This is a genomic window from Leptotrichia sp. oral taxon 221 (assembly GCF_018128245.1).
Lineage (GTDB): Bacteria > Fusobacteriota > Fusobacteriia > Fusobacteriales > Leptotrichiaceae > JABCPH02.
In genome coordinates, this window is record NZ_CP072378.1 from 1,951,058 (window position 1) to 1,965,610 (window position 14,553).

At 31.1% G+C, this 14,553-nt stretch carries 16 protein-coding genes; all 16 read right to left on the reverse strand.

The window, feature by feature from the left end; translation table 11 throughout:
* Positions 1 to 36: 36 nt before the first annotated feature.
* A complete protein-coding gene (locus tag J4863_RS08825; protein WP_211618357.1) occupies positions 37 to 780 on the reverse strand; it encodes a TlyA family RNA methyltransferase in 744 nt (247 codons plus the stop codon).
* Between the two features lie 181 nt (positions 781 to 961).
* On the reverse strand, positions 962 to 1,423 hold the full coding sequence (locus J4863_RS08830) for a divergent PAP2 family protein (protein ID WP_211618358.1): 462 nt from the start codon (positions 1,421 to 1,423) through the stop codon (positions 962 to 964).
* The gene (gene yhbY, locus J4863_RS08835) at positions 1,423 to 1,755 is read right to left on the reverse strand and encodes a ribosome assembly RNA-binding protein YhbY (RefSeq protein WP_211618359.1); all 333 of its coding nucleotides are present in this window, start codon (positions 1,753 to 1,755) and stop codon (positions 1,423 to 1,425) included. The genes J4863_RS08830 and yhbY overlap by 1 nt, the downstream gene beginning before the upstream one ends.
* 3 nt (positions 1,756 to 1,758) lie before the next feature.
* A complete protein-coding gene (locus J4863_RS08840) occupies positions 1,759 to 3,645 on the reverse strand; it encodes a ribonuclease J (RefSeq protein WP_305798604.1) in 1,887 nt (628 codons plus the stop codon).
* Between the two features lie 73 nt (positions 3,646 to 3,718).
* The gene (gene mrdA / locus J4863_RS08845) at positions 3,719 to 5,701 is read right to left on the reverse strand and encodes a penicillin-binding protein 2 (protein WP_211618360.1); all 1,983 of its coding nucleotides are present in this window, start codon (positions 5,699 to 5,701) and stop codon (positions 3,719 to 3,721) included.
* A gap of 30 nt (positions 5,702 to 5,731) precedes the next feature.
* Entirely contained in the window at positions 5,732 to 6,079 is a 348-nt protein-coding gene (gene rsfS, locus J4863_RS08850) for a ribosome silencing factor (protein ID WP_211618361.1), read from the reverse strand.
* Positions 6,080 to 6,173: 94 nt separating this feature from the next.
* On the reverse strand, positions 6,174 to 6,881 hold the full coding sequence (locus J4863_RS08855; RefSeq protein ID WP_211618362.1) for a 16S rRNA (uracil(1498)-N(3))-methyltransferase: 708 nt from the start codon (positions 6,879 to 6,881) through the stop codon (positions 6,174 to 6,176).
* Between the two features lie 50 nt (positions 6,882 to 6,931).
* Complete coding sequence (gene ruvB / locus J4863_RS08860; RefSeq protein ID WP_211618363.1) at positions 6,932 to 7,933, reverse strand: Holliday junction branch migration DNA helicase RuvB; 1,002 nt, start codon at positions 7,931 to 7,933, stop codon at positions 6,932 to 6,934.
* 102 nt (positions 7,934 to 8,035) lie between these two features.
* Positions 8,036 to 8,659 carry a DUF445 domain-containing protein gene (locus J4863_RS08865; protein WP_211618364.1) on the reverse strand — a complete coding sequence of 208 codons (624 nt, stop codon included), beginning with the start codon at positions 8,657 to 8,659 and terminating at the stop codon, positions 8,036 to 8,038.
* A 164-nt stretch (positions 8,660 to 8,823) separates the two neighbouring features.
* On the reverse strand, positions 8,824 to 9,246 hold the full coding sequence (locus J4863_RS08870; protein WP_211618365.1) for a flavodoxin domain-containing protein: 423 nt from the start codon (positions 9,244 to 9,246) through the stop codon (positions 8,824 to 8,826).
* Between the two features lie 82 nt (positions 9,247 to 9,328).
* Positions 9,329 to 10,525 carry an acetate/propionate family kinase gene (locus J4863_RS08875; RefSeq protein WP_211618366.1) on the reverse strand — a complete coding sequence of 399 codons (1,197 nt, stop codon included), beginning with the start codon at positions 10,523 to 10,525 and terminating at the stop codon, positions 9,329 to 9,331.
* Positions 10,526 to 10,603: 78 nt separating this feature from the next.
* Positions 10,604 to 11,611 carry a phosphate acetyltransferase gene (pta, locus tag J4863_RS08880; protein ID WP_249111523.1) on the reverse strand — a complete coding sequence of 336 codons (1,008 nt, stop codon included), beginning with the start codon at positions 11,609 to 11,611 and terminating at the stop codon, positions 10,604 to 10,606.
* A 57-nt stretch (positions 11,612 to 11,668) separates the two neighbouring features.
* On the reverse strand, positions 11,669 to 12,802 hold the full coding sequence (ftsY, locus tag J4863_RS08885) for a signal recognition particle-docking protein FtsY (protein WP_211618368.1): 1,134 nt from the start codon (positions 12,800 to 12,802) through the stop codon (positions 11,669 to 11,671).
* A complete protein-coding gene (tsaB, locus tag J4863_RS08890; RefSeq protein WP_211618369.1) occupies positions 12,802 to 13,530 on the reverse strand; it encodes a tRNA (adenosine(37)-N6)-threonylcarbamoyltransferase complex dimerization subunit type 1 TsaB in 729 nt (242 codons plus the stop codon). Before tsaB ends, ftsY begins: the two co-directional genes overlap by 1 nt.
* Positions 13,499 to 13,966, reverse strand: a complete 468-nt coding sequence (gene tsaE / locus J4863_RS08895; RefSeq protein ID WP_211618370.1) for a tRNA (adenosine(37)-N6)-threonylcarbamoyltransferase complex ATPase subunit type 1 TsaE — start codon at positions 13,964 to 13,966, stop codon at positions 13,499 to 13,501. Before tsaE ends, tsaB begins: the two co-directional genes overlap by 32 nt.
* A gap of 52 nt (positions 13,967 to 14,018) precedes the next feature.
* A complete protein-coding gene (rfaE2, locus tag J4863_RS08900; protein WP_211618371.1) occupies positions 14,019 to 14,504 on the reverse strand; it encodes a D-glycero-beta-D-manno-heptose 1-phosphate adenylyltransferase in 486 nt (161 codons plus the stop codon).
* Positions 14,505 to 14,553 lie beyond the last annotated feature (49 nt).

A 14,553-nucleotide genomic window follows, 5' to 3' on the forward strand; every position in this document is an offset into this window, starting at 1 on the left:
CGTTTCCTCCTTATTTTACGACTCTTTTTCTTAAAATTAACATTTTTTGTTTGTTACTAACATTAAAAATTCGCTATTTCCTTTCGCTCCCTTTATTGGCGAATCTTTAACGCCTACTAATTCGTAACCACATTCTTTTGAAAAAGCAATAATTTTTTTAATAGCCTCATCGTGATATTCTTCTTCTTGAACAACACCATTTCGTCCTATTTTCTCTCTACCCACTTCAAATTGTGGTTTTACTAGCATTACAGCTTTTCCATTTTCTTTTAAAAATTTCTCAAAATAAGGAATAACTTTTGTTAAAGAAATAAAAGATACGTCAATTACAATATAGTCAACTTTATTGTTTTCAATATTTTCTGGTGTTAAGTCCTTTATATGAGTCTCTTCTATCGAAACAACTCTGTCATCATTTCTCAATTTCCAATCCAACTGATTTGTCCCAACATCGACACTATAAACTCTTTTTGCACCATTTTGCAAGGCACAATCTGTAAATCCACCTGTAGAAGCTCCAATATCCAAAACTAATTTATCATTAAAGTCTAATTCCCACTCTTTAATGGCTTTCTCCAACTTTAATCCACCACGGCTCACATACCTTAATTTGTTTTTTATTCTTATATTTAATTTTTCATCATCTTTAAAGTTTGTCCCTGCTTTTGTAACTGCTTGTTCGTTCACAATTACATTTCCGACCATGATTTCTCGTTTAGCCTTTTCTCTAGTTTCAAACAATCCTCTTTCTACAAGTATTAAATCTAACCTTTTTTTCATACTCAAATTTCCTCTATCTATAATTTAAAAATCTCTTATTATTTCAATTTCTTCTATTCAAAATTTATTTATTTGAAATTCTTGAAAGAAGAAAAAAGATTCTCACTTATTTATTAAGAAATATATCCTTTATGATAAATCATATATCTTATATTTCTATTTATTTTTTATTATTTAATTTTTATCCTAAAATATATCCTTTAAATAGTAACCCAATAATTATACCTAAAATACTTCCTACTAAAACTTCAATTGGAGTGTGTCCTAAAAATTCCTTAAATTGTTCGTTTATTATTTCTATTCCATCTCTTCTTTCAATACTTTCAATAAGCATATTCAACGCCTTAGCGTGTTTCCCAGCTTGTCTTCTAACACCAGTTGCATCATAAAGTACAATTGAAGCAAAAACCATCGAAATCGCAAATTCTATAGAACTTGCTCCTTTTAGTATAAATACTCCTGTTACTAGCGACACTACTGTTGAGGCATGTGAACTAGGCATTCCTCCTGTTTCTAGAAGCCTAATCCACTGTATCTTTTTCCCTCGAAAAAGGGGAGAGAAAACTTTATAGAATTGTGCTGCAAAACAAGAAATTAAAGCTACATCAAGTAATCTATTTCCAAAGACAATTCCACCACTCATTATTTTCCTCTCTTTTTCTTTTTAAATTCATTAAACTCTGGTGTTATTTTAGCATCCTTCGCTTTACTTGGCTTAAATAAAATCAAAATCTTACCGATACTATCCACAAAAACTGATTGAGTTTTATTAGCAATTTCTGTCCCCAATTCTCTTTCCACTTCAACTGTAGAATTTTGTAAAATTTTTACTTTTATTAATTCCCTTTTATTTATAACATCAGAAATACTTTTTAATACATTTTCATCTATTCCATCTTTTCCAATTCTCACAATTGGATCTAAATTATGTGCCAATTTTTTCAAAAAAGCTCTTTCTTTACTTGAAAGTTGCATTTATTAAACCTCCATAATTATTGGAAGAATTATTGGTTCTCTATCTGTTTTCTTATTTAAAAATTCTCCCACTTTTATTTTTAATTTTTGTTTTACTTTACCAATTTCTTTTATTTCTTGACTTTCCATGTTTTCTAATTCTAATTTTATCAATTCTTTAGTTTCAGCCAATAAACTTTCTGCATCTTTATTGTATACAAATCCTCTAGTTACTAGCTCAACTTGTCTACTAAATTTACCAGTTTTATATTGAGAAACCGAAATTATTACTATTCCATCATCTGCTAAATTTTGTCTATCTTTCAATACTGCATTACCAATATCTCCAATTCCAAATCCATCAATTAAAGTTGCTCCACTTGGTACTCTTCCAACCGATCTAAATTTTGAGTTTGTCAACTCTAATTTCATTCCATTTTCTGCTAATAAAATATTGTTTGAAGGTATTCCAACTGCTTCAGCTAATTCTTTATGTTTTTTAAGCATCATATATTCCCCATGAACTGGCATAAAGAATTTTGGTTTTACAAGATTTAACATTAATTTTTGTTCTTCTTGGCATCCATGTCCAGAAACGTGGATTCCTACTACTTTTTCAAAAACGACATTTGCATTTCTCTTCATCAATTGATTAATATTTTTATAAGCCGCTTTTTCATTTCCAGGAATTGGTGTAGCTGAAATCACAACTGTATCCCCTTCTCTCAACGAAATATGTTTATGTGAACCATTCGCTATTCTCGACAATGCTGCAAGTGGCTCCCCTTGAGTTCCTGTACAAATAATTAACACTTGGTTTGCTGGTAATGATTCAACACGATTTATATCAACCATAATTCCTCTAGGAATTTTTAAATATCCTAAATTTGAACAAATTTCAAATATTTTTACCATACTTCTTCCATCAATCGCAATTTTTCTACCATGTTTTTCTGCGATATTAATAATTTGCTGTAATCTGTGTACATGCGAAGCAAATGCCGCTAAAATAATTCTTCCTTTTGCTTTAGAAAACTCTTCTTTCAAACTTTCTCCAACTGTTCTTTCTGATGGTGTAAATCCTGGTATCAATGCATTCGTACTATCTGATAACAATAAATCTACTCCTTCTTCTCCCAATTGTGCCAATCTTCCAAAATCAAATCCTTCTCCATCAATCGGTGTTAAATCCACTTTGAAATCTCCCGAATGTAAAATCGTTCCAGCTGGAGTTTTTATACAAATTGCATAACAATCTGCAATACTATGTGTTACACTTATAAATTCAACTGTAAAATATTTTGAAATTTTCAAAATACTTCTTCCTTTTATAATTTTTTCTTTTGGTAATTTTGCATCTTTTCTCTCAAATTTAGCTTTTGCCAATTCTAGCGTCAATCTACCACCATACATAGGAATATCTTCTGAACCTAATTTTTGATACAAATAAGGTATCGCTCCAATATGATCCTCATGCCCATGCGTCAACAATAACGCCTTAATTTTATCTCTATTACTTTCCAAATAAGCAAAATCTGGAATAATCACATCTATCCCCAAATGCTCATCTTCTGGGAATGTTAATCCTGCATCCACAATAACTATCTCATCTTTATATTGAAACGCAGTCATATTTTTCCCAATTTCTTCTATCCCACCAAGTGGAATAATATACATTTTATCATCTTTCTTTCTCGCATCAAACTTCTCGTTCCTATTATTATTGTGATGTTTCGTCTTTTTATTCAGTAAATATTTAGAATTTACTGTATCACCTAAATGTTCGTCATTATTCATTCTTTTCCTTTTCGCAGCTGCCTTAACTCTATTTACTTTGGCAGAATTTTTAGAAAAATTTCTTTTAAAAGGACTTTCTGATTTTTCTGCCCCTTTTTTCTTTTCATCTGACATTATTTAGCTCCTCCTTCTTTTCTCTTATTTTAAATTATCTATTTCTACAAAAATCTAAATTTTTCAATTAATTTTAATTTTTCGCTACTACTTTTTTATTTTTATCATCTTTTTTATCATTATTTTTTCCATCTTTACCGTCTTTTTTACTTCCATCGTCATTAACATTTTTTTTCAACACATATTTTTCTCTATATTTCAAGATAAATTTTCTTGCCATTTCTCCAGAAGCTACTCCTCCGTAACCTCCTCCTTCTACTAATGAAACGAATACAATTTGAGGATTATCTGATGGGAAAAATCCTGCGATCCATGAGTGGTTATCGCTAAACCCTGTATTTTGTGCTGTACCTGTTTTAGCTGAAACTGGATATCCATCTATTCTCAACAATTTAGCTGTTCCACCATATCCAACAACTGGTAATCTCAAAGCATCTTTTACTAATTTCAATGTTTTTGCACTAATATTCAATTTTTTAGCAACTTGTGGTTTATTTTCTTCCACTTTTCCATTGTAACTTACAAATCTGTCTACAACAGTCGGTTTCATTTTTACACCGTTATTAGCTATTGTTTGATAAACACTCGCAATTTGCATAGGCGTTGCTAAAACGTAACCTTGTCCAATCGACATATTAATCAAATCTCCAGGCAACCAAGTTTGATCTTTTGCCTTTTTAAATCTTTTCTTTTTCCATTCAGGACTTGGCAATGTTCCTGCTAATTCCCCAGGAATATCTACACCTGTTTTTTCACCAATTCCAAATTCTTTAGCATATTTTATAATATTTTGAATTTTTACTTTTTGAGAAAATACGTAATAGTAAGTATTTACTGATTCTTCTATTGATTTAGCAAAATTTGTTATACCATGTCCGTATTTATGTGAATCTCTAAAAATAACTTTCCCATATTTATATTGTCCTGTTGAATTTACTGTCGCATAAGGTGACACTCCAGATTCTAATATAGCACTTCCTGTTACTGCTTTAAATGTTGATCCTGGAGGGTATAATCCTGCAATTCCTTTATTTACAAGTGGTTTCGATGAAGATTTTGCCAAAGCATTCCAATCGCTATCAGAAATTCTAGAACTCAATAAATTCAAGTCAATTTCTGGACTACTTACAAATGTAATAATTTTCCCAGTTTTAGCTTCCATTGCGATAAAAGCTCCACTTTTCCCAGAAAAAGCATCTGTCATATATTTTTGTAAATCTAAATCAATTGATAAATAAACGTTTTTCCCTGCTGTACTTTCTGTCGAATTTACTTGTCTTACAGTGTTTCCTTTCGCGTCAACTTCGACATTTTCCATTCCGTCTTGACCTTTCATTTCTTTATCATAACTTTTTTCGACACCTTTTTTCCCAATCAAATCGTTGTTTTGATAACCTTCATCCTTAAGATCTTTATATTCTTTCTCGTTAATCGGTTTTACATACCCAATTACATTAGAAGCAATATTATTTTCAGGATAAAATCTCTTATTATATTCAACAATATCAATTCTATCAGTGTTATTCAATTTTTCAATCGCTTTCAACGCAACATTTTTATCCAAATCTTCTATAACCAATATTTTTTTATCAGTACCAACTCTTTGTTGTTTAAAAAATCTATCTAAAAGATAATCTGGAGTGTATCCCGTAACTGCACTTATTTTTTTAACATCCATTATCGTATCATATAATTTTTCAGCCACAGGTTTTCTTTCAGTCGACAATCTTTCAGAAATTTGTTGCTCATTCATATTTTTAAGCTGATTCAAAATTTCCATATCTTTTGGTGTCAATGGTTTCGTATCTGTATGAATCAATTGATAACCAGTAATATTTTTTGCTAATAATTTTCCTTCTCTATCAAAAATTTGTCCTCTTGTCGCCTTTACAATATTTGTTCTAATTCTATTTTGTAAAGCTCTCTCCTCGTACACCGCCGCATTCAAGACTTGTAATGTGAATAGTTTTGAAACTAAAATTAAAAAAGCTATACCCACTACGGCAATAAATGCAATATATCGGGGATTTTTCTCCTCTTTATCTAATTCTCTCATTTCCGTCCTCTTCCTTAAAAATTACATTTCTTAAAATTCTTCGTCGTCGTGGTTATTTACACCTTCATAAAAGCTATCTAATTGATAGTATTCTCTAGCATCTTTACTAAAAATACTAATGATAATGTCTCCTGAATCGATTAAAACCCAGTTACATTCATCTAATCCTTTCACATTTCTTATATTTTCCAAACTTTTTTTAATATCAGTAGCTATTGCCTCAATATTTCTAGACGAACTACCTGTACACACAATCGAATAATCGAAAAATGGCGATTTTCCTCTCATATCGTAAACTTTAATGTCTTGTCCTTTTTTGTCTTCAATAATATCAATAATTGAAGATACTTCTTTTCCATAATTTGTTGTTAAACTCATTCTCTCACTTTTCCTTTCTTAATATTTTATACATAATTTTTTATTTGTGAATTTTATCTCTATTGCTTAATAAAAAGCATTTTTACTTACTTATTTATAAAAAGCTATTCGCAATCACTCCTCCTAATACAATAGCCGCTGTTTCTGCTCTCAAAATTCTTTTTCCTAAACTCACTTCCACAGCTCCTACTTCCTTTAAAAATTCAACTTCTGATTCAGTAATTCCACCTTCAGGTCCAATCACATACAATATTTTCTTACAATTTTCATTTATCAAATTAACAACTGATTTCGCTTCATCGCTATTTTCATAAGCAAAAATCACTTTCTCATATTTTTCGTAATCAATTTCTTTCAATTTTTTTACAGGCGATATTTTTGTAAATTTTACTCCTCGACATTGCTTTAATGTTTCCCTTACAATCGTATCCCATTTGTCTTTTTTCTCATTAATTTTTACGACAACTCTTTCTGTTTGTAACGGAATTATTTCATTTATTCCAATTTCAGTTAGTTTTTGTATTGCCAAATTCATTTTATCATTTTTCAAAATTCCCAACGCAATATCAATCTCAACTCCTAGAGAATACTCATCTTCCTTCTCTTCCAATATTTCTAGCAAAACTTCTTTTTTAGAAATATCTAAAATTTTTGTCAAATATTCTCTTTCTCCATCGACAACTCTTAATTCATCGCCAACTTTAAGCCTAAAAACATTTTGTATATGATTACAATCTGATTTATCATTTATTAAAATCTCATTTTTGCTTATATTATCTTTTTCCGCTATAACCGTTAACAATCTCAACCTACCTTATTTACTCATTTTACAACTTTATTTTTCTAAAATTTCTATTCTAATATTTTTTCCAATCCTAAATGATTATAACCTAATTCTGTAACAACTCTTCCACGTGGTGTTCTTTTTATAAACCCAATTTTCACTAAATAAGGCTCATAAACCTCTTCCACTGTCCTTCTATCTTCACCTAACAGCAATGACAACGTTTCAATTCCCACAGGACCTCCGTTATAAACACTTACTATTGATTTCAAAATTTTTCTATCTAATTCATCTAATCCTTTTTCATCGACTGCCAAAAGACTTAATATCCCATCAACACTCTTTTTATCTAGAATTCCCACACCTTCAACCAATGCAAAATCCCTAGCTCTCTTCAAAAGTCTATTCGCAATTCTCGGTGTTCCTCTACTTCTTTTCGCAATCTCTGTTATTCCTTCTTCATCATACGAAATATCCAAAATATTCGCTCCACGACGAATAATTTCCTTCAATTCTTCAATTTTGTAATATTCCATTTTATGCGTCACACCAAATCTATCTCTTAATGGCGTACTCAACTGTCCTGCCTTAGTTGTCGCACCAATCAAAGTAAATTTCGGCAATTCAATACGAATGCTTCTAGCTGATGGACCTTTCCCAATCAAAATATCCAATTCTCCATCTTCCATCGCTGGATACAAAATTTCTTCCACAGAAGTATTTAATCGATGAATCTCATCTATAAATAGAATATCATTTTCTTCCAAAGATGTCAAAATAGCCGCTAAATCTCCTGATTTTTCCAACACTGGACCAGTCGTTATTTTCAAATTAGCTCCCATTTCTGTTGCAATAACCCCTGCCAACGTCGTTTTCCCAAGTCCTGGAGGTCCATATAGCAAAATATGATCCATCGAATCATTTCTCATCTTTGCAGCCTTTATAAAAATATTCATTTTTTCTTTTAAATTTTCTTGCCCAATATAATCACTAAACGTCTTTGGACGCAAATTTTTTTGAATATTGTCCTCTTTTAACTCTGCTGACTCCAATATTCTATCTTCATTCATTTTTACACCTCATTTTTTATATAACACCTAAAATCTAAACCTAAAAATTTATATTAATTTCTCAATTTCCAGATTGATTTACCTTTTATCAATTCATTTTTCCTATATTTGTTTCAATAACACCATAAACAAAAATTGGAACACTGCTATTAATCCACCTAAAACTCCACCGATTATTTCTATATGTTTTAACTCATTTTTCGATATTGAAAGAATAATTTTCTCGATTTCTTCCAAAGAAAAATTCTTCATTTTTTCCAAAATAATTTCTTTAAAATCAATTTTTTCCTTACCAATTTTTATCATTTCACTCAAAATTTCATCTTTGTTTTCCAATATCATATTTTTAAAATATTTTTTTATTTTATCAACCATAGAATCGTTAATAATCATCTTCAATAATGGATTTTTTTCCAAAATACTTTTTTTCAATTTTTCTTCAACCAATTTATCTAGTACTTTCTCAATCATTCCATCATCAAATTCAACTTCTTTCAACTTATTCTCAATATCGTCTACAGAAATTAATTCTTTTTCAACAACATCTGCAATATTTTCAGAAATCTCATCTCTTCTTTTTGGAATTAAACCTTGTATTTTAAAAAAGAAAAAATTCATTTCTTTGTAAGGTCTAAATAATAATTTTATTGCTAAATAATTAGTAAACCAACCTATCAATGTCCCAACTGCTACCATCATTAAAAATTGTAATATCAAATGTTTCAATCTTCCCTCCAATTATCCTCGTCACTTATCAAAGTTTTCTGATAAATTCATAAATATTCATTATATGGTATCATATTTGACCATTTTTTTCAATCTAAATATTTGTTTTTACATTTGAAAAAAGGTCAGATTTTGCCCTTATTAATCTAACCTTTTTTATATTTTTATTTTACAATTTCAATTCCATAATTTTTACATTTTTCGATTTTTTCATCATCATCTGGAGTCAAATGAACTATGCAACCTTCGCCAACTACTTCAATATTTTCGTTTTTCAATTCTTCAATCCACATATTTATCCATTCACCAAATCCCCAGTCATACGATCCGAAAACACCTATTTTCTTTCCAACTAATTTGTCTTTTACTCTTTCGATATACTCAACTATTTCTGGCGCCACTTCTTCTGATCCTGTTGATGGTGATCCAAGTGCAACAAAATCTGCTTCTGCTAAAGATTCTTCTGCTGCTTCAACTTGACTTTTCACTACTTCTACTCCAGCACTTTCTGCACCTTCTCCAATTAAATCAGCCATTTGTTCTGTATTCCCTGATCCACTATAATAAATAATACTTAATTTTGCCAATTTTCGTCCTTTCCTTGAATTTGAATAACCTAAATTTTAATTTTTTTCAAATCCAATTTTTTCTTTTAAATTTTAAAATAAATTATTTTGTTAATCTATAAGTATCTCTTGCAATTACCAATTCTTCTGCTGTCTCAATTTTATAAACTTTAACTTTAGAATCTTTTGTCGTAATTTCAACATTTCCTGGCAACCATTCTCCAGCTTTTTCATCATCTAATTTGATTCCTAAAAATGTTAAATCATTACAAATATCTCTTCTTACATAAAATGCATTTTCTCCGATTCCACCTGTGAAGGCAATAGCATCTATACCATTCATAGCTGCTACATACGCTCCAATGTAAGATTTTATTTTGTAACAGAACATATCATATGCTAATATTGCTCTTTCATTTCCTTTTTCCATTTCAGACGCTAAATCTCTAAAATCAGAACTTGGTCCAAAAATTCCTTTAATTCCTGATTGTTTGTTCATTCTCGTATCGATTCCCTTTAAATCAAGTCCTCTTTTTTCCATTACATAAAATGCTGCGGCTGGATCAACATCTCCCGTTCTAGTTCCCATCATAACTCCTGCCAACGGTGTTAATCCCATTGAAGTATCTACAACTTTACCATTTTGCACAGCCGAAATACTCGCTCCATTTCCTAAATGACAAACAATTATTTTTGAATCTTCTTTTCCTAACATTTCCCTTGCAACTTCACTTACATATTTGTGAGAAGTACCGTGGAATCCGTATTTTCTAACTTTCAATTCAGTGTAATCTTCATACGGTAACGCATACATAAATGCTTTTGGCTCCATTGTTTGATGGAATGCAGTATCGAATACAGCAACATTCTTTTTACCTGGTAACAATTCACGCATAACTTTTATTCCCATAACATTTGCTGGATTGTGAAGTGGTGCCAATGCTGATAATTCCTCTAAATTTTTCAAAACTTCATCGTTTACCAAAACAGAATCGTCATAATATTCTCCACCATGAACCACTCTATGTCCAATCGCATCAATTTCATCAACATTTCTTATAACTCCATTTTCAGGATCTTGCAATTGTTTCAACACAACATCAATCGCAATTTTATGATTTTCCATAGGTTCAGGTCTATCTTTTACAACAACACCTTTCACCAAATTTTTGTAAGTGAAAATCGGATTTGAAATTCCAATTCTTTCACACAACCCTTTTGCAATTGATTTTTCATTTGTCATATCTATTAACTCAAATTTTAAAGATGAACTTCCACTGTTTATAACTAATACTTTCATATTTTCTCTCCTTATGCTACTTTTTTAGAATTTTTTTACATTTTCAAAAAATTATTACAAGCTCCTCAAAATATATTCTTATTGTTCTGATTCAACCGCTGTTATCGCTACAACTTCTACGATATCGTCCACATTACATCCTCTTGACAAATCATGCACTGGACTTGCCAATCCTTGAATTAATGGTCCCAATGCTTTAGCTTTTGCCAATCTTTGTGTTAATTTGTATCCAATGTTTCCTGCATTTAAGTCAGGGAAAATTAATACATTTGCATGTCCAGCCACTTTTGAATTAGGTGCTTTTGAAGCTGCAACTTCTGGAACTATTGCTGCATCCAATTGTAATTCTCCATCAAATTCAAAATCAATATCTCTTTCTCTCAAGATTTCCATTGCTTCTCTAACTTTTGTAACTGACTCTCCATCAGCACTTCCCATTGTCGAGTACGACAAGAACGCAACTTTTGGCTCTTTAATTCCTGCTGTAAATCTTGCTTTTTCTGCTGCCGACACTGCAATATCTGCCAATTGTAACGCTGTAGGATTAGGAATAACTCCCGCATCTGAATAAACAAATACTCCATTATCTCCAAATTCAGTTGCATTCGTAATCATTATAAATGAACTCGAAACCGTTTTCAATCCTGGTTTTGGTCCAATAACTAAAATTGCAGCTCTCAACACATGTGCTGTTGGTGAATTTGATCCAGCAACCATTCCATCAACTCTTCCTTGTCTAACTAACATCGCTCCAAAAAATCTTGGATCTGACAACAAGATAGCTTTTGCTGTTTCAAATGTCATACCTTTTTTCTCTCTTCTTTTTCTCAATTGTTCTGCCATTTCATCTATTGTCTTACAATTATTCGGATCATAGAAAATAGCTCCTTCCAATGAAACACCTAATTCTGCAGCTTTTGCCTTCAATTCTTCTTCATTTCCAACTAAAGCAATTTTAGCTACACCTTCTGCCATAGCCTTTTCTGCCGCTCTTAACACTCTTTCATCTTCAGTTTCAGGTAAAATTATAGTTTTTTCTAATTTTTTTGCTCTCTCTTTCAATTGTTCTAACAAGCTACTTACCACACAATTCAACTCCATTCTGTTTTAGTTTTATTTATTAATTATAATATGCAAAAATTATTAATCTTCAAACATCGCTTCAACGAATTCCTTCGTATCAAATGTTCTCAAATCCTCAATTCCTTCTCCAACCCCAATAAACTTAATTGGTTTCTCAAGTTCCGCAGTTATTGGGAAAATTATTCCACCTTTAGCAGTCCCATCAAATTTTGTCAAAATAATTCCAGTCAAATCAACAATTTCATTAAAAATTCTCGCTTGTTCAAGTCCATTTTGCCCTGTCGTACTATCAATTACAAGCAATGTCTCAAATTCATCTTGTCCAGATTGCTGTCTAATTATTTTATTAATTTTTTCTAATTCCTTCATCAAATCACGCTTATTATGCAATCTTCCGGCCGTATCCAAAATTACAACATCATAATTTTTGTTTCTAGCTGTACTCACTGCATCAAAAATAACTGCTGCTGGGTCACTTCCATGAGCTTGTTTTATAACTTCAACACCAACTCTGTTTCCCCATTCTTCAACTTGCTCAATCGCCGCAGCCCTAAAAGTATCTCCAGCTCCAATAATTACCTTCTTACCTTCATCCTTCAATTTTTTCGCAATTTTTCCAATCGAAGTCGTTTTCCCAACACCATTAACTCCAACAACCAAAATAATATTCAACTGCCCATCTTTCAGCTTCAATTCAGTATTTTCCTTATTGTTATTAATCAATTTCTCTTTTAGCAATTCTTTCAACTCTTCATAAACTGCTTCCGAAGTTTTCAATCTTTTTTTAGCAACCGATTTTTCAAGCTCCTCAACAAGCTTTATCGTCATATTCATCCCAATATCTGATTGAATCAACAATTCCTCCAACTCTTCATACAAATCGTCGTCTATCGTCTTCCCAAGCAACATCTCTTTCAATTTTCCAAAAAATCCCTTTTTCGGTGTCGCCAATCTATCTTTCAAAGGTTTCAATTTCGGTTTTTCCTTCGTTTTTTCTATCTTTTTATCTACTTTTTCTAAAGAACTATCAATATCCTTTACGATTTCCTCACTAATTTTTGAAACCTCTTTTTTTATTTCCTCTTCAATTTGTGCCTTTTTTTCTTCTAATTCTTCTGCTACTTCCAGCTCTTTCTCAAACTCATCTTCTTTCTTCTTTTTCCTACCAAATTTAAATAAATTTTTTAAAGCCATTATTTTTTATCCCTTTCTGCCTGTGATTTTTCCAGATAATCTGGTTTTAAGTCAATAATATTTGTTTCCTTCAATTTTTCGTTAAAAAACATTTCTGTAAATGTTGTCGTACTAATTTTCAAAGAATTATCCTCAAAAATCTTCACTTTATCTGCTATTTTCTCAATAATTTTTCCCTTATAATTTAAAACTGCATCCCCAACTAAATAATTTTCCTTATTTTTAGAATTATTAATTTCCTCAATAATATTATCCAATTTTTTTACTTCATAATCTTTAATCTGTTTCAATTCAAATTCATTCTCTAAATTTTTCTGAACTTGATAAACTGCTGCATAAACTTTTTCTTTTCGTGAATCAATCAACGAATAAATTTTCACATTTTCAATATCATTTTTTACGCCTTTCAATTGATAAAAAGCCTGATATGCCAACGCATCCAACTCATTCACTTCAAAAAATCTCACATTTTTATTAAAAAATAAACCTTTCACGACTGCAATTGCTATTCTCACACCTGTAAATGATCCTGGCCCTATCGAAACAAGCACATTTTCCACTTCATCAAGCGTCGTTCCTGTCCACTCAAACAATCTATCAAGTTGCTCCAAAATCTTAGTCGAATGAGTTTTTGCAACCTCAACCTTCACTTCTCCTAAATACTTTCCATTTTTATGCAACGAAAGTCCTGCCAATTTAGTCGTTGTCGTTATCGCAAATGTCAACATATTTTTTCTCTCCATCTTCTATTTGATAAACTGATACCTCTCGAGTATTTTCTCCATTATGATTAATTTCCACATAAATCGTGTCCTCTGGCATCTCGTCAATTATATTATTCGCCCATTCTACAATTACCACGCTATTTTCCTCACCGATATAATCTTCAAATCCAATTTCGTAAATTTCTTCAGAATTAATAATCCGATACGCATCAAAATGGTAAACCGTAACATCTCCACTCTGATACTCAATAACATAAGTAAAAGTTGGACTTTTTATATTTTCATTTATATTATATTCTTTACAAATCTTTTTCGTAAAAGTCGTTTTCCCAGCTCCCAAATCTCCAATAAGCCCAAGACAACCACCTTTTCTCAATTTCCTAGCCATTTTTACTGCTAGTTCATCTATTTCCTCAAAATTCAATACTTTCCTATTCATCTCTCCCCTTTTCTATAAAAATTTATTATTCACACACTTATTTATATGACGCCTACTTATACGCTTCCAATATTCTATTTATAATCTCCGTTGTCGAAATATTGTCCACAAATGACAAAATCTTCACTTCTCCACCATTTTTCTCAACAATTTTCGTCTCTGGCAAATCCTCTTTCTTATAATCTCCACCCTTCACATGAATATCAGGTTTCAATAAATCAAGCACTTTCTCAGGCGTCTTCTCATTAAAAATAACTGTATAATCTACAAACTTCGTACCCAATAGCATTTTTGCTCTATTTTCCTCACTATTTATCGGTCGCTTATCTCCTTTATTTACCTTCACAGAAGCATCACTGTTAACCGCCACAACCAATACATCTCCCAGCGATTTCGCCTCTTCAAGATAAGTCAAATGCCCAATATGCAAAATATCAAACACTCCATTTGTAAAAACAACCTTTTTCCCCTCTTTCTTAAACAATTCTATTTTCTCTTTCATCTCTTCCTGCGTTAATAAATTATCTTTAAAACTCATTCTATCTCCAATCTTTACTTCTTGCCACCAAATAGTAACAAAAAAGACT

Bases quoted from the DNA above. Each gene is read 5' to 3' on its own strand.
- J4863_RS08825 (WP_211618357.1), bottom strand. From the start codon at position 780: ATGAAAAAAAGGTTAGATTTAATACTTGTAGAAAGAGGATTGTTTGAA.
- J4863_RS08830 (WP_211618358.1), bottom strand. From the start codon at position 1,423: ATGAGTGGTGGAATTGTCTTTGGAAATAGATTACTTGATGTAGCTTTA.
- yhbY (WP_211618359.1), bottom strand. From the start codon at position 1,755: ATGCAACTTTCAAGTAAAGAAAGAGCTTTTTTGAAAAAATTGGCACAT.
- J4863_RS08840 (WP_305798604.1), bottom strand. From the start codon at position 3,645: ATGTCAGATGAAAAGAAAAAAGGGGCAGAAAAATCAGAAAGTCCTTTT.
- mrdA (WP_211618360.1), bottom strand. From the start codon at position 5,701: ATGAGAGAATTAGATAAAGAGGAGAAAAATCCCCGATATATTGCATTT.
- rsfS (WP_211618361.1), bottom strand. From the start codon at position 6,079: ATGAGTTTAACAACAAATTATGGAAAAGAAGTATCTTCAATTATTGAT.
- ruvB (WP_211618363.1), bottom strand. From the start codon at position 7,933: ATGAATGAAGATAGAATATTGGAGTCAGCAGAGTTAAAAGAGGACAAT.
- J4863_RS08875 (WP_211618366.1), bottom strand. From the start codon at position 10,525: ATGAAAGTATTAGTTATAAACAGTGGAAGTTCATCTTTAAAATTTGAG.
- ftsY (WP_211618368.1), bottom strand. From the start codon at position 12,802: ATGGCTTTAAAAAATTTATTTAAATTTGGTAGGAAAAAGAAGAAAGAA.
- tsaB (WP_211618369.1), bottom strand. From the start codon at position 13,530: ATGTTGACATTTGCGATAACGACAACGACTAAATTGGCAGGACTTTCG.
- tsaE (WP_211618370.1), bottom strand. From the start codon at position 13,966: ATGAATAGGAAAGTATTGAATTTTGAGGAAATAGATGAACTAGCAGTA.
- rfaE2 (WP_211618371.1), bottom strand. From the start codon at position 14,504: ATGAGTTTTAAAGATAATTTATTAACGCAGGAAGAGATGAAAGAGAAA.